The sequence below is a fragment of the Kitasatospora sp. NPDC049285 genome, from assembly GCF_040678815.1.
GTDB lineage: Bacteria > Actinomycetota > Actinomycetes > Streptomycetales > Streptomycetaceae > Kitasatospora.
Genome location: NZ_JBFAQR010000095.1, coordinates 1 through 21,011 on the forward strand (window position 1 = coordinate 1; position 21,011 = coordinate 21,011).

The following is a 21,011-nucleotide window of genomic DNA, read 5'->3' on the forward strand; positions in this document are numbered from 1 at the left end:
GTCGATGTGCTGTGGGCGATGCTGCGTGACAAGAGGCTGTTCACCTCCGCCCCGTCGGTCACGCAGACGGCTTGACACGATCATTGAGATTCCTACCGGCAGATCCACGGCGAAAGGGCGCCATCACCGGGAAGTTCCGGTTAACCGCGCGGTGATCGCCGGGATAGCCTCGATGCATGGAACTAGGCGTCAACGTACCGAACTTCGGGCCGGGGACCGATCCCGGCGTGCTGCGCGAGTGGGCGCGGACGGTCGAGGGGCTGGGCTTCGACCTGCTCATGGTGTCGGACCACGTGGCCGTCACCCCCGACGTGGCCGAGCGGTACCCCGAGCCGTTCTACGAGCCGTTCACCGCGCTGTCCTGGCTGGCCGGCGTCACCAGCCGGGTGCGGCTCGGCACGACCGTGCTGGTGCTGCCCTACCGGCACCCCCTGCTGGTGGCCCGGATGGCCCGCAACCTGCAGGCGCTCAGCGGCGGGCGACTGGTTCTCGGGGTGGGCGTCGGCTGGGCGCGGCAGGAGTTCGACGCGCTCGGCGTGCCGTTCGCGGCCCGTGGACGGTTGACCGACGAGTACCTGACGGTGCTGCGCGAGGCGTGGCGGGCGGAGGGCGCGGACGGCGGCACCCCGATCCCGGTCTGGATCGGCGGCCACAGCGCGGCGGCGATCCGACGGGCCGTCAGGTTCGGCGACGCCTGGCACCCGCTGCGGCTCCCCCTGCCGACGATGCGCGAGGTGCTGGAGCGCCACGCGCTGCCCGGGTTCGCGCCCCGCGTCGCGCTGCGGATCACCGCCGCCCCGGTGGACGACCCCGCCCGGCCCGCCGGGGTCGGCAGTCTCGAACAGGTCCTCGACGACCTCGACCAGCTGCGACGGCTCGGCGCCGAAGCCGTCGTCCTCGACCCCTACCACGGCGATCCGCAGCAGACCCGCCGTCCGCAGCCGTCCTGGCAGGACCTCGCCGCCGTCGCCACCCACCTGAGGAGCACCCCGTGATCACCACCGCCGACGAGACCCTGCTGCGGCGCGCCGTCGCCCTCGCGGCCCGCGCGGTCGAGCTGGGCGACGCGCCGTACGGTTCGCTGCTGGCCGGCCCGGACGGCGAGGTCCTCGCCGAGGCGCACAACACGGTGCGCCGCGACGACGACATCACCGCCCACCCGGAGCTGAAGCTCGCCCGCTGGGCGGCCCGCGAGCTCGACCCGGAGACGGCGGCCCGCACCACCATGTACACCAGCTGCCAGCCGTGCGGGATGTGCGCGGGCGCCATCGTCCGCTCCGGTCTCGGCCGGGTCGTCCACGCGCTCGCCACCGAGCAGCTGGTCGCGCTCAACCCGGCGTCGGGCGCCTGGCCCGCGGTGGCGCAGGACGGCCCGGCCCTGTTCGAGGAGGCGCGGGTGCCGATCGAGGCCTACTACCGGTCGAGCTGACGGACCGTCAGGCAGGGTCGGGGCGGCCGCCCGATCCGGCGGTGAGACGCCTGCGCAGCGGTGATCCACGAGCTCGTACAATCCGGCGACCGCGTGCCCATACCGCTGCTACCAGGAGGAATCCATGTTCAAGGTCAACGAGTACTTCGACGGCACGGTGAAGTCGATCGCCTTCACCCAGGAGGCCGGCCCGGCGACCATCGGTGTGATGGCCCCCGGCTCGTACGAGTTCGGCACCGCCGCCCCGGAGACCATGCACGTGGTCAGCGGCGCCCTCACCGTGAAGCTGCCGGGCGCCGACGACTGGGAGACCTTCGCCGCCGGCTCGCACTTCGAGGTGCCCGGCGACAGCCGGTTCCAGCTCCAGGTCGCCGTCGACACCGCGTACCTCTGCGAGTACCGCTGACCCGTCGGCACCGCGTACCCCCGCGAGTACCGCTGACCTGCCCCGCACCCGGGACGCCCCCGCCGCCGGGCGGGTGACCTGCGGGTTCGTCGGCGCCGGGCGGGGGAACGGTGCGCGGGTGCGGATCAGCGGCCCGATGTTGGCGACCTCCAGCACCCGGCGGGTGTTCGACGCCGGGTGGGTGCTGGAGCGGAAACTCGACGGCATCCGGGCCCTGGCCGTCCGGGACGGCGACCGGGTGGAGCTGCGGTCGCGGACAGGTCAGCGGCTGGAGAGCGGCCACCCGGAGCTGGTGGCGGCGCTCGCCGCCCAGCCGGTGCCGCGCTTCGCAGTGGACGGCGAGATCGTCGCCCTGGAGGACGGCCGCACCAGCTTCGCTCGGCTGCAGCAGCGGATGGGCCTGCACGACCCGGTCCGGGCGCTGGCCACCGGCGTCGCGGTGACGTACTTCCTGTTCGACCTGCTCGCCCTGCAGGGCCACGACACCACCGGCCTGCCGCTCCTCGACCGCAAGCAACTCCTCGCCGAGGCGGTGGAGTTCGGCGGCCCGCTGCGCCTGACGGAGCACCGGCCCGCCGAGCCCGGGCAGCCCGTCCCGCTCGCCGAGGCGTGCGCGCGGGGCTGGGAGGGCCTGATCGCCAAGCGCGCCGACAGCCGCTACCTGCCGCAGCGCTCCGGCGACTGGCTGAAGCTCAAGTGCGAAGCCGGCCAGGAGTTCGTGGTCGGCGGCTACACCGACCCGGCGGGCAGCCGGGTCGGCTTCGGCGCGCTGCTGCTCGGTTACCACGAGCGCGGCCGGCTCCGCTACGCGGGCAAGGTCGGCACCGGCTTCGACACCCGCACGCTACACGCCCTGCACGACGCACTGCGCCGACTCGCCGTCCCCGCCAGCCCGTTCGACGAACCCGTCCCGCTGGCCACCCCGCACTGGACCCGTCCGGTCCTGGTGGTCCAGGTCGCCTTCACCGAGTGGACCCGCGAGGGCCGACTGCGCGCACCCCGCTACCAGGGCCTGCGCACCGACCGCCCGGCCACCGAGGTCGTCCGTGAGCAGGCCGGGCCCTCCCCCGACGAACCGTCAGCTGACAAGTCGTCAGGGCGCTGAGGAGCGGAGTGCCCGCGGCGCGACCTTGACGGCACCTGCACCTGCACCGGAACCGGGAGCCGTGATTCCCGGCGGTCGGGGGGTGCCGCGACGGCGCGGGCCACGGCAGACTGACGCCATGTCGATCTCTGCCCGGCCCGACCGGCCTCTGCTGCGGTTCTGGACGACGACCCGCGCCGACTTCTACGCCGATGGCCAGGCGGCCCGGTGGACCGCGCGGGCGGCCTGGCTGATGGTGACCGCTTCGGCGTGGCTGGTCCTGATGTTCACGGTGGTGTGGGGAGCGATGGTGGCCGGGGCGTCGACCGGCACGGTGGCCGTACTGGCGGTGGGCCTGACCTTCGCGCTGCCGGTCGTGTCGATCGTCGCCGTGACGTCCGGGCCGAGGGCCCGGCTGGGGGCGCCGGTGCTGACCGCGCTGGTGATGGGCGCCGTGGTGCTCGCCTTCTGGCTGAGCTGAGCTGCCGGTGGTGACCCGGCCCGGGCGCAGGCCTGACCGGGCCCGGGCACAGGCCTGACCGGGTAGCCCGGTGTGCCGGCTGACGTCACGCTGAAGGGGGGACGCGGCCACCTGCCTGCGGGCCGTGCGCGGAGAGGAGACCCGATGGACCCGACGCCCGTCGCGTGGGACCTGGTCGTGTCGGGGCCGGCCGACGCCCGGCAGACCGTGCTGCTGCTCCCCGGCGGGCTGAACTCCGCCCGGTCGTACGCCGAGCTGATGGCCGAGCCCGCGCTGTCCCGGGTCCGGCTGGTCGCCGCGACCCTGCCGGGACACTGCGGGACGGCGCCACCGGAGGACTTCACGGTCGGCACCCTGGCCCGGCACACCGCCCGGCTCGCCGTCGAGCGGTCCGCCGACGTGGTGGTGGGATTCAGCCTGGGCGCCACGGTCGCCCTCGACATGGCCGCGACCGGCGCGTTCACCGGCCCGATCGTGTTGCTGGGCATCAGCCTGTCGCCCGCCGACGAGCCCGCGTTCTTCCGGGCCGTCTGCCGTCTGGGCGACGTCCTCGGCCCGCTTCCCGCCGCAGCCCTGCTGAAGCTCATGGGCCCGGCCTCGAAAGGCATGCGCGTGCCCCGCGAGCGCCGGGCCGAACTGCTCGGCGACCTGCGGAAGAACGATCCGCGCACGGTCCGCGGGATTCTCCGCGGCTACCTGGACCACCTCCACGCGCACGAGCACCCGGCCGCACGCCTGTGTGCAGCCGACGTGCCGACCTGGCTCGTGCACGCGCAGAGGGGCGACGGCGGACTCACCGCCGCCGAACGACGCACGCTGGGGCGCTGCCCGCACGCCACCGTGGTCACCATCCCCGGCACCAGCTACTTCCTCCCCAACGAGGAGCCCCGACGCATCGCCGACATCGTCCTGGCCGCCCTGGCAGTCGCGGGACCGGGACCGGGACCGGCACCGGCACCGGCACCGGCACCGCGCTGAGGCCACCGTCGCCGACCGAGGCGATCAGGCGCTGCGCGTGCGGATCCCGCGGGTCAGCGAGGATGTCGGCACCCTCACCTGGACAACATCGGTTCGACCGGTGCGGGTGTGCGTTTGGCTGCGCGGCTGACGATCGCGGTCTCGACGTGGGTGATGCCGAGGCCGGTCAGGTCGCGCGAGAGGAAGCCGTACAGCGCCGCCAGGTCCGGGAAGTACGCGGCCGCGTGGAGGTTCGAGGGGCCCGAGGTCGCGAACGCGCCGTGCACCGCCGGGTGGTCGGCCAGCGCCTGCCCGGTGGCGGCGAGATGGTCGGGAGCCACCTGGAGCAGGAGCTTGGCCTCGATGGGCAGCCCGAGGCGGCGGGGGTCGACCAGCACCTGGGTGACCAGCCGGCCTTGCGCGGCCATCTGCGCGAGGCGCCGGCGCACCGTGCTCTCCGGGTGACCGGTGTGCGCGGCCAGAGCGGTCGCACTCAGCCGCGCATCGGGCGTGAGAGCGTCGACGAGGGACTGCTCCAGGGCGTCGGTGACGACGCCGTACGGTCCCTGTGACCCGGTCTCGCTCGCGCCGTGCACCGGCGCGTCCGGGCTGAGCGCCGCACGTTCGGGCCCGGTCAGCACGTGGTGGTGCCACTCGGAGGTGAGCCGGAAGACGTGCAGGATCGTGGCGCTCTCCACCGACGTCACCGCCTGGGTGGAGGGCAGTTGACGGAACACCAGCGGATCGCGTGAGCCCGGTTCGGTGCGGGCCACCGCGAAGATCTCGTCACCCGACGTGGTGACGTCGACGAACGGGATGTCCTCGCGGGCCGCGAGCGCCGCCACGATCGGGTCGAGCTTCCCGCGCAGGACCCGGATCCGCAGGAACAGCGCCCCGGCCGAGCCTCCGTTGCGCGGCCGGGCGACGGGTGAGATCACCACGCGTACGGTGCCGTCGGCCCCGAGCGCCTGGAGCCGGCGCCGCACGGTGGCGGGGCTGAGCCCCAGCGCCTGGGCCGCCCGCTCCGCCGTGAGCCGACCGTCGCACTGCAACGCGGCCACCAGCCGCTGATCCGTCAGGCTCAGTACGGAATTCGCCGATTCACGCGCCATGACGGCAAGTTTCGCCCATTCCCCCGCCCCGCGCAGCCCGTTCCGCGAACGGCTCGCCAAGGATGGAGTCGTCCGGTCCACCTCCGTTCCTGACGTCGCGTCAACGGACCCGAGCCACGAAAGGAGCATCCGATGATCCTCGACCCCCGCATCTGGTTCCCCGGCCTGACCGGCTGACCTCGCAGCACCTCCGGCCCGACCTCGCAGCACCTGCGGCGCCGCAGCGGCCGCCCCTGGCGACGGCCTGCGGAGCGGCGGCGTCGCAGACCCTCGCCCGTCACACACCCCACACCACCCGAGACCGGCACTCACCGCGGAGGTTCATGTGCCCACCACCGATCAACGGCAAGCGGTCCGCTTCGCCAGCGGCGACACCACCTGCGCCGCCTGGCACTACCCGGGGACCAACGGCGGCTGCGTGATCATGGCCGGCGGGACGTCCGTGACGAAGGAACCGGCGACGGACCAGTTCGCCGCCCGGTTCCACGACGCGGGGTTCGGTGTCCTCGCCTTCGACCACCGGCGGTTCGGCGGGAGCGGCGGCGCCCCGCGCCAGATCGTCCGCTTCGACGAGCAGGTGGCCGACTGGCACGCCGCCATCGGGTTCGCCGCCACCCTGCCCGGCGTCGACCCGGAGCGGATCGCCGTCTGGGGATTCTCCCTCGCGGGCGGGCACGCCTTCCGCGTCGCGGCCGACCACCCGCAGCTGGCCTGCGCGATCGCCCAGACCCCGCTGGCCGACGCCCGCGCGGTGGCTCCCCACGCGATGCGCTCGATGACGCCCCTCGCGATGGTGCGACTCCTCGGCCGGGGCGTCGCGGACGCGCTCGGCGGCCTGATGGGACGTCAGCCGCTGCTGGTCCCGACCGCCGGCCCGCGCGGTGCCGTCGCCTCGCTCACCACCGCCGACGCCATGGACGGCGACCTGGCCCTCGATCCCGATCGCCGCCACACCGGCTGGGAGCGGACGGTCGCCGCCCGCATCGCCCTGCAGATCGGCGGATACCGGCCCGGCCGCCACGCCTCGCGGATCCGGTGTCCGCTCCTGGTGGTCGTCTGCGACCAGGACCGGAGCGCACTCCCCGGCCCCGCCGTCCGCGCGGCCCGCAACGCACCGCACTCCGAGCTCGTCCGGCTGCCCGGCCGCCACTACGCGCCGTTCCTCGAGTCGCACGAACAGGCCGTCGAGGCGCAGCTCTCGTTCCTGACCAGGCATGCCGTCCGGGGCGCCGCGGGCTGAGTCGGCTCGGTCGCGGGCCGGATGTCACACTCCGGGACCTGCTGCGCTCTCAGGTTGCGCCACCTCGGCCCGTCAGATGCCGCGGGGCTCCACCGCATCCAGCAGCACAGGAGTGCACAATGATCATGATTACCGGCGCGACCGGAACCGTCGGCCGCGAGGTGGTGAGGCTACTGGCGGCCGAGGACGTCGAAGTCGCCGCGGTCAGCCGTCAGCCGTCCGTCGGAACGTTCCCCGACCGCGTCCGGCCGGTCGTCGGTGATCCCTCCGATCCGCGGTCGCTGGCGCCCGCGCTCGACGGTGTGCAGGCCCTCCTGCTCAGCCCCCGCGCGGTCGACGGCGCGGCCGCCGAACTGCTGGCGCTGGCCGCCGACCACGGTGTGCGGCATGTGGTGGTGCTGTCGGCGGTCACCGTCGAGTACGGCGGCGGATACCGGCGCTTCGCCGAGGAGTTCGCCCAGGTCGAGGCCGCGGCCAGGGCCTCGGGCCTGTCGTGGACGATCCTGCGCTGCGCCGACTTCGCCGCCAACACCCTGGTCTGGGCACCCCGGATCCGCGCGACCGGGTCCGCCCGGGGCGTGTACGGCGCGGCGGCCACCTCCCCCATCCACCAGCGGGACGTCGCCGAGGTCGCCGTCCGGGCGCTGCTGGACCCGTCCCACGCGGGCCGGTCCTACGCCCTCACCGGGCCGGAGTCGCTCACCCAGCACGACAAGGCCCGCCTCATCGGCTCGGCCATCGGCAGCGAGGTGTCCTTCGAAGAGGTCTCCCCCGAAGACCTGCGCCGAGCCCTGCTCGCCCAGCACCTGCCACCGGACGTCCCCGACCGCCTGATCGGCTACGCGGCCGCCTGCCTGGACGAACCGGGACCGACGACCGACACCGTCGCACACCTCCTGGGCCGCCCCGCCCTGACCTTCGCCACCTGGGCCGCCGACCACGCGGCCGCCTTCCGGAACTGAGGCCTTCATGCGAACCGACCGCGCCGCCGTCGCCCTACGCTTCGTCAGCCTCGTCCTCACCGGCGTGTTCGCCGGGTTCCTGGTCACGGTGCTCGTCCTCGAACTCTCACTGCGGCACTTCGACGGACCGGTCTACACCCAGGTGCGCCAGATCGAACTGCTGCACCTGGACGACCTCGCCACCGCCACCCTCCTGCCGGCCCTGGCGAGCACCGCGCTCCTCACCCTCACGACCCTCAGGACACGGGACCGCACCTTCCGGCTCACCGCGACGGCGGGCGCCCTGCTGCTGAGCGTCGTCGTCATCACCGTCCTCTTCAACCTCCCCGTCAACGCCGACCAACTGCACTGGACCGTACCGACCCCGCCCACGAACTGGACCGCCGTACGCGACCACTGGCAACTCGCCCACGCCGCCCGCACCGCCGCTGCCGTGATCGCGTTCGGACTCCTCGGCGCCGCCACGATGAGCACGCCCCATGGCGGCCGCCCCGATCGACTCCTGACGGCTACCTCTCGATGAAGGTCTTGGGCCGTGGCACGTCGACGCAGTACCTTTCGCCGTTGTAGCGGAAGCAGTACTGGCGTGTCGCCGGCAGCGACTGCGGCTCCTCGGTGTGCCGCGCCTCAACCTTGGGCGCGTCACCTCGACTTACCTCGATGCCGACCTCGCCGAGCCGCTGTTGGAGCTGATCGAAGGTCAGGGAGCTGGTCCGGTGGGTGGCCGCGAGCTGGCTCGCGAGTGCGGCTGCGGCCAGCACCGTGGTCCCCTCCACGTCCGGAGCGGGGTCCCCGCCGTGGATCGCCTTCCACAGCGCGATGATCCAGGCGACGTCGAGTTCGTGCAGGTACAACTCTTTGGTGTGTGCCATGGACCAGGTATAGGCCCGCCGGGTCGGCGATCCATGCCGACGCACACGAACGATCGGCGGATGTGACCTGTTCGGGCGAGGCCACTGGGCCGGCCGGGAGTTCCGCCCGCGCCCTCCCCGGCCGGAACACCCGTCAGATGAACGATTCGGTGCCGACCGCGACCGCTCAGTGCGCCGCCATCGGTTGCCGATTTCCCTTGGCCGTCCTGCTGTTGCCGGTCGTGCCGTGGCTCGATCGGGCGGCCGCCCGCCGTCGGCCCGCCGGCCGGGCCGGGGGTGTGGTGCCTCCGGCCCGGCTGATGGGGTGTCAGGCCGAGGGGCGGCGGCGCAGCCCGAGCAGGCCGAGGGCGGTGCCGACCAAGCCGACCACGATGCCGACCACGCCCAGGGTGCGGGCCGAGGAGTCGGAGGTGGACGTGGCGGGGGTGGCGGCCACCGGTGCGGCGCCCATGCCGTGGGAGTCGGAGCTGGTGGCGGCCTTGGTGAGGGTCAGCACCGGGGCGGGGTGCTGGGGTTCGGGCTGGCCGTCCTTGGCCTCCTCGATCCAACGCACGACGTTGCCGTCGTCGTAGGTCTGCAGGGCCTTGAAGACCAGCTTGTCGGTGTCGGTCGGCAGCGGGCCGAGCGAGACCTTGAACTCCTGGAACTGGCCGGGCACGATCTTCGCCGTGGCGTCCGCGGTCCAGGTGATCTTCGACACGGACTCGGTGATCTCGTCACCGTCGTCGGTCTTGAGCGGGGTCGCCAGCTTGGTCTTCTCGGCGACGGCGGTCCAGCCCGGGACGGGCTGCACCGACACCGACGCGACCGGGTGGTCGGCGGGCAGGTCGACCTCCAGCTTGGTGGTGGAGGCGCTGTCGCTCTCGTCCGGCACCCGGAACGCCACGGCGGTGTAGCCGCCCTGCGTGGCGGTGCCGGGCTGGACGGTGACGTGGGCGAAGGCCGGAACGGCGGCGGCGAGCACGGCGGACGCGGCCAGCGCGGCCGCGACGGAGAGCCGGCGGACAGTGGAAGTGCGCATGCGGGAATCCCCTCCTGGGGAAGCGGGAACGGCACCCGTGGCCCGGCCGGTACGGCGGGGCAGGGGGGCGCGGGCAGACTGGACGGCCCACGGTCGACCGGCCCGGAACGGACCGGCGTCGACGGCGGGCGGCACGCAGCGGGCGGCAGCCGGTCCCGGACGCGAACGGCCCGGCGCTACGGCTGCACGAACTCCGCTCCCGCGAACGGCGGACCGCGCCGGACCACCGTGTCCCAGATCGCCAGGGCCCCGAGCGCGCAACCGTCCCGGCGCACGAGGGGAGCCGCCGCCACCGGCCACCGGACGGGGTGCTCGACGAGCGCCGCCAGCAGGGCGGCGAACCGCCGGACCCACCGACGCGCGTGCGTCCGCACCCGCCGGGCCGATCCGAGCAGCCGCCACAGCGCCACCTCGACCCGGTGCAGCACGGCGCCGACGGCGACCGCCGCGGCCAGGTGCGCCGGCAGCATGCCGGCCGACAGGCCCGCCCCACCTGCCACGTGACCGAGGTGACGGCCCGTCACCACCGAGGCCGGGCCGGACCCGACCTGCGGAGCCGGCGGCGTCGCGGCGAGCTGGAACAGCAGGTGGAACACCAGCTGCCCGACGACCGTCGCCCCGAGGATCACGACCGGACCGCGACGACGGCCGGCCGCGAGCGCGGCACCGGAGAACAGGAACAGCCACCCCGCCCCGATCGCCGCCCACCCGACCCCACCGCAGGCGGCGACATGCCCGACCGAGCCCAGCGTCGCACTCGTCCCCGCGAACGCCGCGGCACGCACCAACCGCACACCGGACGCGGCCGTGCGCGGTTCGTCGGGGCGAGGAGTCGTCAGCATGGCGGGCCCATTCTGACACCACCCCGACCCGCCGGACCCCCGCTCGTGCGCACCGATGCCATCGCCGGACCGACCGCCGCACCCCGAGACCGCCGGGTCCTCCGTCCCGGTCCGCATCGGCCGACGGACCGTCAGCCCAGGGTGGTGAGGAGGGTGTTGAGCGCCCGGTCCTCGGTGGCCTTGTCCGGGTGCGAGGCGCGCAGCGCTTGGAGGACCTGGTCGATCTGGCCGTCGAGGACGTTCCACGCCTGCTTGTTCATGGGCTGGAGGGTGTCCTGGTCGTCGTCCCAGGCGGTCTCGAGGTCCTTCACCCGGCGGGTCGCGGCGGCCTGGGCACCCGAGTCGACCTTCGCCAGCGTGTCGGCCGCGATGGTGCGGAACTTCGCGATCTCGGCCGGCGGGAACGCCGCCGGTGCCTGGCCGGGCGCGAGCGAGGCCGCCGCGGGCGCGGGTCCCTCGGCCTCGGCGGCGGGCGCGTCGTGCGGCTGCTGGTGCGCCCACACGAGCAGCCCGGCGGTCGCCGCCGCCACGAGCGCGAAGTAGCCGAGCATGATCCGCTCCCGCGCCGGGTCGGCCGTCCGGGCGGGGGCCTGGCCGTCCGCCGCGATGACGTCGCTGTGGCTGCGCGTGAGGTGGAAGACCGTGGCGAGGATCGCGACCAGGAAGACCACACTGGTGACCGCCGTGCCCAGGCCCAGGCCGCCGTCCGTGTCCGGCGAGGCGAGCCAGTCGCCGAGGTTGGCGCCCAGCGGCCGGGTGAGGACGTACGCCAGCCAGAACGAGAGCACCACGCCGGCGCCCAGGCGCCACGCGAGGACGATCGAGGCGATCAGCCCGAGCGGGAGCAGCACCGAGACGCCGGGGGTCCAGCCGGTCAGCTCCAGGGTCCAGTCGCCGACCGCGGTGCCCAGGGCGAAGGTCACCAGGACCGCGAGCCAGTAGAACAGCTCGCGGGAGCGGGTGACGATGCTGTGGATCGACAGCGTCCGCTCGCGCGCGAACCAGACCCCGAAGACCACGGCGAGCACACCGGCGAACACGCCGCTGCTCACCGCGAGGGGGACGCCCTGGCTGTCGGTGAGGATGTCCGTGTAGAGGGTGCCGGTCACGCTCAGGACCACGACGGTGAGCCAGTACACGACCGGGACGTAGCGCTTGGTGCTGAGCTGCCAGCCCAGGGCGCCGGCGAGCACGGCGGTGAAGATGAGTGACGTGTTGATCAGGCCGACACCGAGGGTCGTGTTGATCCAGTCGGCGAAGCTCTCGCCGACCGTGGTGCAGAGGATCTTGATGACCCAGAACCAGATCGTGACCTCGGGAACCTTGTTGAGCATCTGGCGCCCGAGCGACGCGGCCTCGGATCGCTCCATGGTGGATGACATGCCCCACACGCTGACACGCGCGACCTGTACGTAGCCTGACTGCCGCGGTGCCGCCTGCGCCATCACGACGCCACCGTCACGTCCGGCCTCCGCCTCGCCCGTCTCTCGGACGCCGACCGAATCGCCGCCCGGGACCGGCCCCGCGTACGAGCGGTCGCCGATCACCCGTCAGCCCGGCAGGCTGACGTCGAACCGGCCGCCGCCCCCTCCCGCCACGCCCACCACGTCGCCGCCCGCCTGCCGGGCCAGTCGCCGGGCCAGCGCGAGGCCCAGTCCCGCGCCGCCGTGCCCGTCACCGGGATCGGCGCGAAACCCCGGTTCGAACACCGCTTGCTCGATGTCGTCCACCTGCGCCGGGAGTCCGGGACCGTCGTCGAGCACGCTGATCCGCACTCCCGGGCCCTCGGCCGCGACCACCAGCGTGACCTCGCCGCGGGCATGGCGCAGGGCGTTCTCCACCAACGGCGCGAGGATCCGCTCGATCAACGCCGCGGGTACGGCCGCCGTCCGCCCGGCCGCGGACTCCGCGCGGAGGACGGCGACCGACGGGCCGGCCCCACCACGTCCCGCCCCGCTCGCCAGCCGCTCCAGGACGGGCACCACCGCGGTGGCCGCCGGGACGACGGCGGCGCCCGGGCGTGCGGTGCTGAGCAGGGTGTGGCAGATCTCCTGCATGACGGTCGCGTCGCGGGCGATGGCCCGATGGGTGCGGGCGAGGTCGGCGGCGTCGCGCGGACGGCGAAGGAGCCACTCCGTCTCGGCGGCGATCCGGGCCAGCGGGGTGCGCAGCTCGTGCGAGAGCTCGTTCGAGAGCTGCTGCTCGTGCCGTACCTGCACCGCGATGCGGTCCAGGAGTGCGTCCAAGTGCCCTGCCAGGGCGGCCAGTTCGGGAGGACGAGGCGAGCTGCCGAAGCGCCGGGCGAGGTCGCTGCCGCTCCAGGCCGCCGCCTGCTCGCTCATCGCGGTCACCGGGCGCAGCGCCCGGCGGACCATGCGCCGGGCCAGGACGTGGATGCCGACGAGCAGCAGCAGCCCGAGCACGACCGATCCGGCGAGTGCGGTGTCGGCGATCGCCCGGTAGGGGCTGGTGGAGAGCGCGGTCACCACCGTTCCCGCGCGCCGGCCGCCGTCGACGACCGGCACCGCGTAGAGCCGGTGCGCACCGCGGTCCGCCAGCCGGGGCGCCGTCGCCTGCCCGGCCAACGCCCGCGCGTCGGCGTCGAGTTCGGCCCCGGCGCCGGGCTGTTCGACCGGCCGGTCCCCGTCGAAGATCCACACCCCGGCGTCGAGGGCGGTGTCGTCGGCCGGGTCGCGGACCTGCAGCCCCTCGGGCCGTACCTCGACGGTCGCGAGGACCGCCTCGGCCCTGGTCCGCAGGACGTCGTCGGCCTGGGCGTGCAGCTGCGAGCCGAGCAGGGCGTTGAACGCGACGGTAGCCACGGCGATCCACACCACGCTGGCGGCCGTCGCCGCCCGGGCCAGGCGGCCGCGCAACGTCGGCGGGCCCGACACACCGCGCTGCGTCGCCGGGCCGAACCTGCCGCGCAACGCTCGCGGGCCGAACACACCGCGCAGCGCCGCCGGGCCGGACACGCGCTTCACGCGAGCCGGTAGCCGACGCCGCGCACGGTGGAGATGCCCGTGCTCGCCCCCGCACGGTGCAGCTTGCGGCGCAGCCGGGCCAGGTACTGGTCGAGCGTGTTGTCGCTGACGATCGCGCCCTCCGGCCAGCCCGCGCGTGCCAGCGCCTGACGCCGGGTCACCGCGCCGGGGGCACCGGCCAGCAGGCAGCCCAGCAGCCGGAACTCGGTGGGCGTCAGCGGCACCGCGCCGGCCGGGCCCTCGATGACGTGCCGGACCGGGTCCAGGCGCAGCCCGCCGGTCTCCAGCGCCGCGTCCACGCCCGCCCGGCGCAGCACCGCCCGCAGCCGGGCGGCGAGTTCGGCGATGTGGAACGGTTTCGGCAGGTAGTCGTCGGCGCCGGCGGCGAACCCGGAGAGCCGGTTCACGAGCCCGTCGTAGGCGGTCAGGAACACCACCGGAACCCGCACCCCCCGCGCACGCATCGCCTGGCACACGTCCCGCCCGTCGGAGTCCGGCAGCCCGATGTCGAGCACGACGGCGTCCACGTCCGCGCCGACCAGGCGCAGCGCACCGGCCCCGTCCACCGCGGTCATGACGTCGAAGCTCTCCTCCCGCAGGCCCCGCGCGAGGATGCCCCGCAGGCCGGCGTCGTCCTCGACGACCAGGATCCGATGTGCAGTCACCGATCCAGTATCACCACGGCGCGACCCGCCCCCGGCGCATGCTCAGCTCACCTTCAGGTTCGGAGCCGGACGGTCTGCCGACGGGGTTGTTTCGGCGCCGCCGCTCTGCACGATGGTGCCGTCCTCGACGCCGGACCGCAGCGACCACAACTGCCTGGACCGCCACCCGTTCTACCCACGGGACTGCCGACGGTCGGACGTGCCGGCCACGGCCGCCTCCGGGGCTGCCCCGCATCGGTGAACGGGAACGACCGCCGTCACAGGCGCTGGAGCCCACCGGCCCCGGGAAGCGATGGCCAGTCGGTGGCCGGCCCCCGCCCGGGTCGGTGCGCAGGTCAGTTGACGGTGAAGGTGGCGGTCATGCCCTTGTCCGCGTGGGTGCCGAGGCCGCACTTGAGGGTGTAGGTGCCGGGCACGGTGAGGGTGACGACGGCCTCGCCCTTCTGGCCGCGCCCGACCGGTGCGACCTCGCCGATCTCCTTGCCGTCCGGGCCGAAGACCTCCAGCTCGTGCTCGACCGAGCCCTTGTTCTCCAGCGTGAACGCGATCCGCTCGCCGACCTTGGCGGCGAGCTTGTCCATGCCGTCGAACTCGAGCTCGTACTCCTTGGCCTCGACCTCCACCTCGCGGTCGGGGGCGGCGCTCACCGAGGGACTCGGCTGCGCGGTGGCGCTCGCCGCCGCGGAGGCGGTCGGAGAACCGGTGGGAGAGGCGGCGGGAGATCCGGTGGCCGCGCTCGGGCCGGCCGCGTCGCCCTGCACGGTGATCCGCTTGCGGATGCCGTCGCCGGTCTGGCCGGGCTTGCAGGCGATCTCGTACGTACCGGGCGCCAGCTTGACCGGCATGTCGCGGGAGGTGCCGGGGCCGATGTTCTCCACCTCGGTCACCACCTTGGTGAAGGTGTCCTTCTGCTCGCCGTAGACGTAGACCTCGGTGGCGCGGCCGCCCTTGTTGTGGATGGCGAAGGTGACGTCGCCGGCCTGGAAGTCGGTCCCGGCTATCTCGCAGGCGGTGTCGGTCGCGTTGATCGCGACCTTGCCGGCATCCGCGGAGGAGGACGCGGTCTTGCCGTTGCCGCCGCAGGCGGCGACGAGCGGGAGGGCGAGCAGCGCGGCCGCGAGGACGGGCAGGGCACGGGGGGAGCGCACGGGGTTTCTCCAGGTGGCGACGGGTGAGGGTCTCGGGGACGGGCCACCGGCTGACGGCCCGTGACGGTGAGCACCGCGCCGGACTCTAGAGTAGTTAAGCCTTACCTAACAAGTTACCGAGCGTTAGGTCTGCCATGCATCTGCCCATCCCGAGTGCACCGCCGAGCAGCTGCCCGGGACGGGCGGCCGCCGTCCGGTCGCTCACCAACTCGCGCCGCTGCCACGTCACTTGACCGCCTCCGGCGCAGGGGCGGGAGTTCACCGGCGTCCGCGAGCATGGGCGGCCATGAGCAACCTCAGTCGCCGCATCTTCATCCTTGGCGGGCTCACCACCGCGGGCGCCGCCGCGCTCCAACTCGGGGCGACGGCCCAGCCGTCGGCCGCCGCCGCCACTCCCTTCCCCTTCACGCTCGGCGTCGCCTCCGGGGAACCGGACGACAGCAGCGTGGTGCTGTGGACGCGCCTGGCGCCCACCCCGACCAACGCGGACGGCCAGGGCGGCATGCCCAACGCCGACGTCACCGTCGACTGGCAGGTGTCGACCAGTCAGAACTTCACCACCCTCGTCGGCTCCGGTACGGTCACCGCCCGCTATGCCCAGGCCCACGCGGTGCACGTGCTGGCCGGCGGACTCGCCCCGGACGCGGAGTACTACTACCGGTTCCGGGCCCAGGGGTTCATCTCCCCGGTCGGCCGGACCCGCACCGCGCCGTCGCCGACCACGGTCGGGCGCGACTTCACGATGGCCTTCGCCTCCTGCGCCCACTACGAGAGCGGCTACTACACCGCCTACCGCCGGATGGCCGACGACCGCCCCGACCTGATCCTGCACCTGGGCGACTACATCTACGAGGGCGGCGCCACCACCAGCGGCGTGCGCCAGCACCTCGGCAGCGAGATCGTGTCGCTGGCCGACTACCGCCGCCGCTACGCCCTCTACCGCACCGACCCGGACCTGCAGGCCGCGCACGCGATCGCGCCGTGGCTGGTGGTCCCGGACGACCACGAGGTGGAGAACAACTACGCGGGCATGGTCCGCGCCGACAACAGCCCGGTGCTGACGACGGCCCAGTGGACCGCACGACGCACCGCCGCGTACCAGGCGTACTTCGAGAACATGCCGCTGCGGGCCGCCGCGACGCCCTCCGGCAACAGCATCCAGCTCTACCGCCGGGTCCGCTGGGGCACCCTCGCCACGTTCCACATGCTCGACACCCGCCAGTTCCGCGACGACCAGGCCTGCGGCGACGGGACGAAGGTCTGCGCCGACGCCGACCTGACGAGCCGTTCGATCACCGGCGCGGCCCAGGAGGCCTGGCTGCTCGACGGACTCGGCCAGCGACTGAGCACCTGGGACCTGATCGGCCAGCAGGTCTTCTTCGCCCGCAACGTGAACGCGGCCGGCGCGATGAACATGGACGCCTGGGACGGCTACCGGGCCAGCCGGGCACGGATCCAACAGGGCATCATCGACCGGGCCGTCCGCAACCCGGTCGTCCTCACCGGCGACGTGCACGCCTCCTGGGGCAACGACCTCAAGGCGGACTACGCGAACCCGTCCTCGGCGACGATCGGCTCCGAACTCGTCTGCACCTCGATCACCAGCGGCGGCAACGGAAGCGCCACCACCGCGATCCCCAACGGATCGCTCAACCCGCACCTGCGCTTCTACTCCGACCGGCGCGGCTACGTCCGCACGCTCATCACGCCGTCGCAACTCACCGCCGACTTCCGGTCGGTGGCGACGGTGACCGAACACGGCGCGGCGGCGACCACCGCCCGCACCTTCGTCATCCACGACGGACAGCCGGGGTTGGCCGATGCGTAAGCTCTCCGTACTCGGCGCGACAGCCGCCGCCCTCGCCGCCGTCCTCGCCCTGGTCGCCCCGGCCTCCGCGGCGGGGCCCACGTCCTGGACCACCGCGAACAGCGACGCCACCGGCGACCAGGACTCCTCCTCGATCGCGACCGACCGCCTCGGCGACGTCGCGGTGGTCTGGGAGGACGACCGCGACACCGCCAACCCGGCCGACAACGCGCACAGCGACGTGTGGGTGCGGATGTACCGCAACGGCGTCTCGGCCTACGAGACGAAGCTCTCGTCCGGTGGGACGTCGGGCACGGCCTGGCGGCACCTCCAGCCCGACGTGGGACTCGACGACCGGGGCGACGCCGTCGTCGTCTGGGCGGAGGACCCGGACGGCAACGGGCTCTACAACATCGTCTACCGGGTGCTCTCTCCCGCCGGTGCGGTCCTCGGCTCCGGCCGGGTCAACGCGACCGCCGACGGCCAGCAGATCCACCCGCGCGTCGCGGTCGACCCGGACGGCGCGCCGGGCAGCACCACCGCGGTCGCGTTCTCCGTGGTGTGGGAGGACATCCAGGGCACCGCGGCGGCGACGGTGAAGGCGGCCGGGTACACCGGGACCACGACCAAGGCCTACGAGGTGACGGTCAACGCACCCGGCGGCGCGCACCACAACCCCGACGTGGCGACCTCCGCCTCGGGCGACGCCGTCGTCGTCTGGGACGAGGACACCGACGGCAACGGCTACTACCAGATCGGCCTGGTGAAGCTGGCCAAGGCCAACGGCGCCGTCACCCTCACCCGCCGCAGCGCCAACAGCTTCGGCGGCGGGCAGCAGCAACGCCCGTCCGTGGCGGCCGACTTCAACGGCGACTTCGCCGTGGCCTGGGAGTCCGACCACACCGGCACCCGCGGCGTCTGGGCCCGATCGTTCACTGCGACCGGCACCCCCGGCTCCGCCGAGGTCGAGATCTCCAGCGGAACCGGCGCCGGCAACCCCACCGTCGGCATCGACGACCAGCGCAACGCCGTGGTCGGCTGGAGCATCGCCGGCACCGACCCAGCGGTCTGGGCCCGGGGCCTCAACCCCGACGGCACCTTCACCGGCCGCCTGCCCGCCCAGTCCGTCAGCCAGACCACGACCGGCCGGCAGGAGCAACTCGCCGTGGCTGCCTCCCCGTTCGGCACCCTCGCGATGTCGTACACCGACGACAACGACGGCAACGGATTCGACCAGGTCCTGATGAGTCTGGGCGCGACCGACTCGGACTGGTGACGTCCGTTCCCTCCGTGGTGGAAAACCCGTTGCCCATGACCGCGCCACTGCCGCAGAGTAGGGGCAGCAACCCGACACCCCCAGTGGAGAGGAACGAGACATGAGTAGTTCCTCGAGTTCCCTGCAGAGCCAGGGACTCCCCTCCTCGCGGTAGACGGGTCCGACAGCGCCCGGCCGCCCACGGGGGAGTCCCCCGTGGGCGGCCTTTCTCTTGCCGCCCTCCCGCAGTGCAGCGCAGCACCTGGAGAGTTGGCCGAGTGGTAAGGCAGCGGCTTGCTAAGCCGTAGTCGGGTGAAAGCCCGCGCGCGTTCGATCCGCGCACTCTCCGCAACAAGCGCCCGCATCGCTGTGCCGGTTCGAATCCGGCCTCGCCCACCAGCACGTGATCGTCCGAGGATGTGTCAGGGGCGGTCCACGGCGGCCGACCAGGGCCGGCTACTCGAATGGCACGCCCGGGAGGCACCGCACGGAAGTTGACTCTACGTTGCCTTCGAGGGGGCTACCCGAGCGAGAGGTGCGCATTTCCATGGCCGGAAAGTTCGAGCTGTACGTGGACGAGTCGGGCAACCACCGCTTCCGCCTGAAGGCGAGCAACGGGGCCGTCGTGGTGACCGGCGACCCCGAGGAGAGCCGCGAGCAGTGCCTGAAGTCCATCGAGTCGATCCGGAAGCTCGCGCCGTACGCGCAGCTCCAGGAGACCGCGGCGAACGCCTGACGGTTCGCTGAACCCGAGCCCGTGACAGCCCTGAGCGGCCGTCACGGGCTCGGCGCTGCCCGGCCGTCCGCGGCGACGCGCGGGTGACGCAGGGCCCGTCGGGCATGCTGGTGGTGGCTGATCGTTCGAGCGGAGGGGGAACGCGGTGGCGGGACGGGAGTTGTTGGCGGCGGCGGGGGTGCTGTTCCCGGACGGGGACGGGCGGATCATGCTGGTGCGGGTCTCGTACCAGGCGAAGCACCCGATCGAGGTGCCGGGCGGGGGCTGGGAGGAGACCGACGCCTCGCCGCGGGACACCGCGGTGCGGGAGATCGAGGAGGAGCTCGGCATCACCCCGGTGCTGCGCGAACTCGCCTGCCTGGACTGGTCGCGGGACGTCCACCGCCCGCCGATCGCTGCGTACCTGTACTGGGCGGAGCCGCTGACCGCGGAGCAGCGGGCGGCGATCCGGCTGGAGCCGGAGGAGCTGGGCGGGTACGCCTACCTGACGCCGGATCAGGCGCTGTCCGGGCTGCCGCCGCTGCTCTCGCTGCGGGTCGGCGCCTGTCTGCGCGCCCCGCGGGCGGCCGCGCCGCTGGAGCTCGCGGACGGCGTGCCGTTGGGCCACGCGGCGCTGCACCTTCCCGGGCCGCCGCCCGTCGCGCCGTACACGGGCGCGGCGGGGCTGCCGTTGACGGGCGGGGACCGGGTGGCGCCGCCGCCGCCGATGGACCGGGAGACGTACCTGGCGACGCGGCCGCGGATCCGCGCCAAGGCCCGGATGCTGATCTCCGACCCGGACGGGCGGGTGCTGCTGGTGCGGCTCACCCCGTGGGGGGACGAGTCGCCGTGGGTGCTGCCGGGCGGGTCGATCGAGGCGGACCGGGAGCTGCCCCGCGAGGCCGCGCGCCGGGAGATCCTGGAGGAGCTGGGCCTGCACCGCGAGCCCGGCCGGCTGCTCGCGCTGGATTGGATGCCCGGCCGCTCGGACGACCTCCCGCGCCTGGTGTACGTCTACGACGGCGGGGTGCTGGTGCCGGGGGAAGCGGCGACCGTCCGGGTGCAGGAGGAGGAGATCGCCGAGTGGCGGCTGTTCACGCCGAAGGAGGCGGCGGAGGTGCTGTCGCCGTCCGCGGCGGCGCGGCTGACGGCGTGTCTGGCGGCACGCGACGGGGAGGCCGGGGCCGGTCCGGCGGAGCTGCTGAACGGGCGGCCGGTCGGCCCCGACGGTTCGGCCGCCCACCCGAACGGGTAGGAATCCGCAGGTCGGGACGGGTAGCGAAGCTCGGGTAGCGAAGGTCAGGCAGCGGGCGAAGCTCGGGTTGCGGGCGAGGGAGGTCCAGCGTGGAGGAGTCGATCGCGGCGGTGTTGTCCGGTCGCCGGGTGGCGTCGTTGGCGGGCGGCGACCGCCTGCTGGTGCGCCTGGACGGCGGGCTGGAGTTGACGGTGGAGAACGATTTCCGGCTGGGTCACGACGGCGAGGTCGAGCACTTCTACCCCGCCCTCGGCCTCTCCCCCGCGGGCGCCCTCGCCCGCCTGACCGCCGCCCTCGTCACCACCGCCCGGATCACCCCCGCCGGCGGTCTCCAGCTCGCCTTCGACTCCGGCCACACCCTCACCGTCGCCCCCGACCCGGCCCCCGGCACCCACCCCGTCCATCCCTGGCAGCTCGCCTCCCCCGACGGCCCGCTCTTCACCGGCGGCCCAGGCGGCGACCCTGGCAGCGACCCGGCCTTCCCCTGACCGACCGCGACCGCCTCGGCGGCCCGTCCGTGCGTGCGGCGGAAAGCCGTGTGCCGGGGTTTCCGCATGCCCCCTCCCCCACAAACGGAATTCCCGCCGTTCGCTTTGCGAAGCGGTCGCCGACGCTCCGCATATTCGCCTTGTCGCGCGAGGAAAAACACCGTCAGAGCGCCTTCCCCTGTGGCACAGTACGTGAATGTGAGCGACAGGTTCATGACCACACAGGGGTACTGGGACCCCTCGCATCCCGTCCTGGAGATCCTGCGCGCCAGGCGCGATTCCGGCAGC

Annotated in this window: 22 protein-coding genes and 1 tRNA gene; 15 read left to right on the plus strand and 8 right to left on the minus strand. The window is 73.7% G+C overall.

The annotated features are described in order from the left end of the window. Positions 1-176: 176 nt before the first annotated feature. From AB0K51_RS32965 to AB0K51_RS32990, 6 genes are all read left to right on the plus strand, one after another. Complete coding sequence (locus tag AB0K51_RS32965) at positions 177-995, plus strand: LLM class flavin-dependent oxidoreductase (RefSeq protein ID WP_363461655.1); 819 nt, start codon at positions 177-179, stop codon at positions 993-995. Then, positions 992-1,429, plus strand: coding sequence for a nucleoside deaminase (locus AB0K51_RS32970; protein ID WP_363461657.1), 438 nt, complete (start codon positions 992-994; stop codon positions 1,427-1,429). The genes AB0K51_RS32965 and AB0K51_RS32970 overlap by 4 nt, the downstream gene beginning before the upstream one ends. A 124-nt stretch (positions 1,430-1,553) precedes the next feature. Then, complete coding sequence (locus tag AB0K51_RS32975; protein ID WP_363461659.1) at positions 1,554-1,835, plus strand: pyrimidine/purine nucleoside phosphorylase; 282 nt, start codon at positions 1,554-1,556, stop codon at positions 1,833-1,835. A gap of 136 nt (positions 1,836-1,971) precedes the next feature. Beyond that, positions 1,972-2,940 carry a non-homologous end-joining DNA ligase gene (gene ligD, locus AB0K51_RS32980; protein ID WP_363461661.1) on the plus strand — a complete coding sequence of 323 codons (969 nt, stop codon included), beginning with the start codon at positions 1,972-1,974 and terminating at the stop codon, positions 2,938-2,940. A gap of 118 nt (positions 2,941-3,058) precedes the next feature. Then, positions 3,059-3,400: a hypothetical protein gene (locus tag AB0K51_RS32985; RefSeq protein WP_363461663.1), complete on the plus strand. Its 342-nt coding sequence runs from the start codon at positions 3,059-3,061 to the stop codon at positions 3,398-3,400. Between the two features lie 144 nt (positions 3,401-3,544). Continuing rightward, the gene (locus AB0K51_RS32990; protein ID WP_363461665.1) at positions 3,545-4,378 is read left to right on the plus strand and encodes an alpha/beta hydrolase; all 834 of its coding nucleotides are present in this window, start codon (positions 3,545-3,547) and stop codon (positions 4,376-4,378) included. A 74-nt stretch (positions 4,379-4,452) separates the two neighbouring features. Here AB0K51_RS32990 and AB0K51_RS32995 read toward each other — a convergent pair whose 3' ends face one another. Then, on the minus strand, positions 4,453-5,469 hold the full coding sequence (locus AB0K51_RS32995; protein WP_363461667.1) for an Lrp/AsnC family transcriptional regulator: 1,017 nt from the start codon (positions 5,467-5,469) through the stop codon (positions 4,453-4,455). 325 nt (positions 5,470-5,794) lie between these two features. Here AB0K51_RS32995 and AB0K51_RS33000 point away from each other — a divergent pair, with 325 nt between their 5' ends. From AB0K51_RS33000 to AB0K51_RS33010, 3 genes are all read left to right on the plus strand, one after another. Then, positions 5,795-6,709: an alpha/beta fold hydrolase gene (locus tag AB0K51_RS33000; RefSeq protein WP_363461669.1), complete on the plus strand. Its 915-nt coding sequence runs from the start codon at positions 5,795-5,797 to the stop codon at positions 6,707-6,709. A 119-nt stretch (positions 6,710-6,828) separates the two neighbouring features. Further along, complete coding sequence (locus tag AB0K51_RS33005) at positions 6,829-7,671, plus strand: NAD(P)H-binding protein (RefSeq protein ID WP_363461671.1); 843 nt, start codon at positions 6,829-6,831, stop codon at positions 7,669-7,671. A gap of 7 nt (positions 7,672-7,678) precedes the next feature. Next, positions 7,679-8,194 (plus strand): anthrone oxygenase family protein, encoded by a 516-nt coding sequence (locus AB0K51_RS33010; RefSeq protein ID WP_363461673.1) that lies wholly within the window; start codon positions 7,679-7,681, stop codon positions 8,192-8,194. Here AB0K51_RS33010 and AB0K51_RS33015 read toward each other — a convergent pair. The 7 genes from AB0K51_RS33015 to AB0K51_RS33045 all read right to left on the minus strand — a co-directional run bounded on the left by AB0K51_RS33015 (position 8,181) and on the right by AB0K51_RS33045 (position 15,203). Continuing rightward, positions 8,181-8,543 carry a hypothetical protein gene (locus AB0K51_RS33015; protein WP_363461675.1) on the minus strand — a complete coding sequence of 121 codons (363 nt, stop codon included), beginning with the start codon at positions 8,541-8,543 and terminating at the stop codon, positions 8,181-8,183. The two genes, AB0K51_RS33010 and AB0K51_RS33015, sit on opposite strands and share 14 nt — an antisense overlap. A gap of 307 nt (positions 8,544-8,850) precedes the next feature. After that, positions 8,851-9,564 carry a YcnI family protein gene (locus AB0K51_RS33020; RefSeq protein ID WP_363461677.1) on the minus strand — a complete coding sequence of 238 codons (714 nt, stop codon included), beginning with the start codon at positions 9,562-9,564 and terminating at the stop codon, positions 8,851-8,853. A 176-nt stretch (positions 9,565-9,740) separates the two neighbouring features. Beyond that, the gene (locus AB0K51_RS33025) at positions 9,741-10,406 is read right to left on the minus strand and encodes a hypothetical protein (protein WP_363461679.1); all 666 of its coding nucleotides are present in this window, start codon (positions 10,404-10,406) and stop codon (positions 9,741-9,743) included. A gap of 131 nt (positions 10,407-10,537) precedes the next feature. Beyond that, entirely contained in the window at positions 10,538-11,788 is a 1,251-nt protein-coding gene (locus tag AB0K51_RS33030; protein ID WP_363461681.1) for a hypothetical protein, read from the minus strand. 168 nt (positions 11,789-11,956) lie between these two features. Then, complete coding sequence (locus AB0K51_RS33035; protein ID WP_363461683.1) at positions 11,957-13,228, minus strand: HAMP domain-containing sensor histidine kinase; 1,272 nt, start codon at positions 13,226-13,228, stop codon at positions 11,957-11,959. Positions 13,229-13,386: 158 nt separating this feature from the next. Next, positions 13,387-14,055, minus strand: a complete 669-nt coding sequence (locus AB0K51_RS33040) for a response regulator transcription factor (RefSeq protein ID WP_363461685.1) — start codon at positions 14,053-14,055, stop codon at positions 13,387-13,389. A gap of 335 nt (positions 14,056-14,390) precedes the next feature. Next, positions 14,391-15,203, minus strand: coding sequence for a cupredoxin domain-containing protein (locus AB0K51_RS33045; RefSeq protein ID WP_363461687.1), 813 nt, complete (start codon positions 15,201-15,203; stop codon positions 14,391-14,393). Between the two features lie 286 nt (positions 15,204-15,489). Between AB0K51_RS33045 and AB0K51_RS33050 the strand changes: the two genes are divergently transcribed. The 6 genes from AB0K51_RS33050 (at position 15,490) to AB0K51_RS33075 (ending at position 20,723) form a co-directional block, all read left to right on the plus strand. Continuing rightward, positions 15,490-17,031 carry an alkaline phosphatase D family protein gene (locus AB0K51_RS33050; RefSeq protein WP_363461689.1) on the plus strand — a complete coding sequence of 514 codons (1,542 nt, stop codon included), beginning with the start codon at positions 15,490-15,492 and terminating at the stop codon, positions 17,029-17,031. Next, positions 17,024-18,286, plus strand: coding sequence for a hypothetical protein (locus tag AB0K51_RS33055; protein WP_363461691.1), 1,263 nt, complete (start codon positions 17,024-17,026; stop codon positions 18,284-18,286). Before AB0K51_RS33050 ends, AB0K51_RS33055 begins: the two co-directional genes overlap by 8 nt. Positions 18,287-18,529: 243 nt before the next feature. Continuing rightward, a tRNA-Ser gene (locus AB0K51_RS33060) sits at positions 18,530-18,614 on the plus strand. A gap of 198 nt (positions 18,615-18,812) precedes the next feature. Further along, on the plus strand, positions 18,813-19,001 hold the full coding sequence (locus AB0K51_RS33065; protein ID WP_363461693.1) for a DUF1508 domain-containing protein: 189 nt from the start codon (positions 18,813-18,815) through the stop codon (positions 18,999-19,001). A 145-nt stretch (positions 19,002-19,146) separates the two neighbouring features. Further along, positions 19,147-20,235 carry an NUDIX hydrolase gene (locus tag AB0K51_RS33070; RefSeq protein WP_363461695.1) on the plus strand — a complete coding sequence of 363 codons (1,089 nt, stop codon included), beginning with the start codon at positions 19,147-19,149 and terminating at the stop codon, positions 20,233-20,235. Between the two features lie 89 nt (positions 20,236-20,324). After that, positions 20,325-20,723 carry a DUF6188 family protein gene (locus AB0K51_RS33075; protein ID WP_363461697.1) on the plus strand — a complete coding sequence of 133 codons (399 nt, stop codon included), beginning with the start codon at positions 20,325-20,327 and terminating at the stop codon, positions 20,721-20,723. The last annotated feature ends 288 nt before the right edge of the window (positions 20,724-21,011 follow it).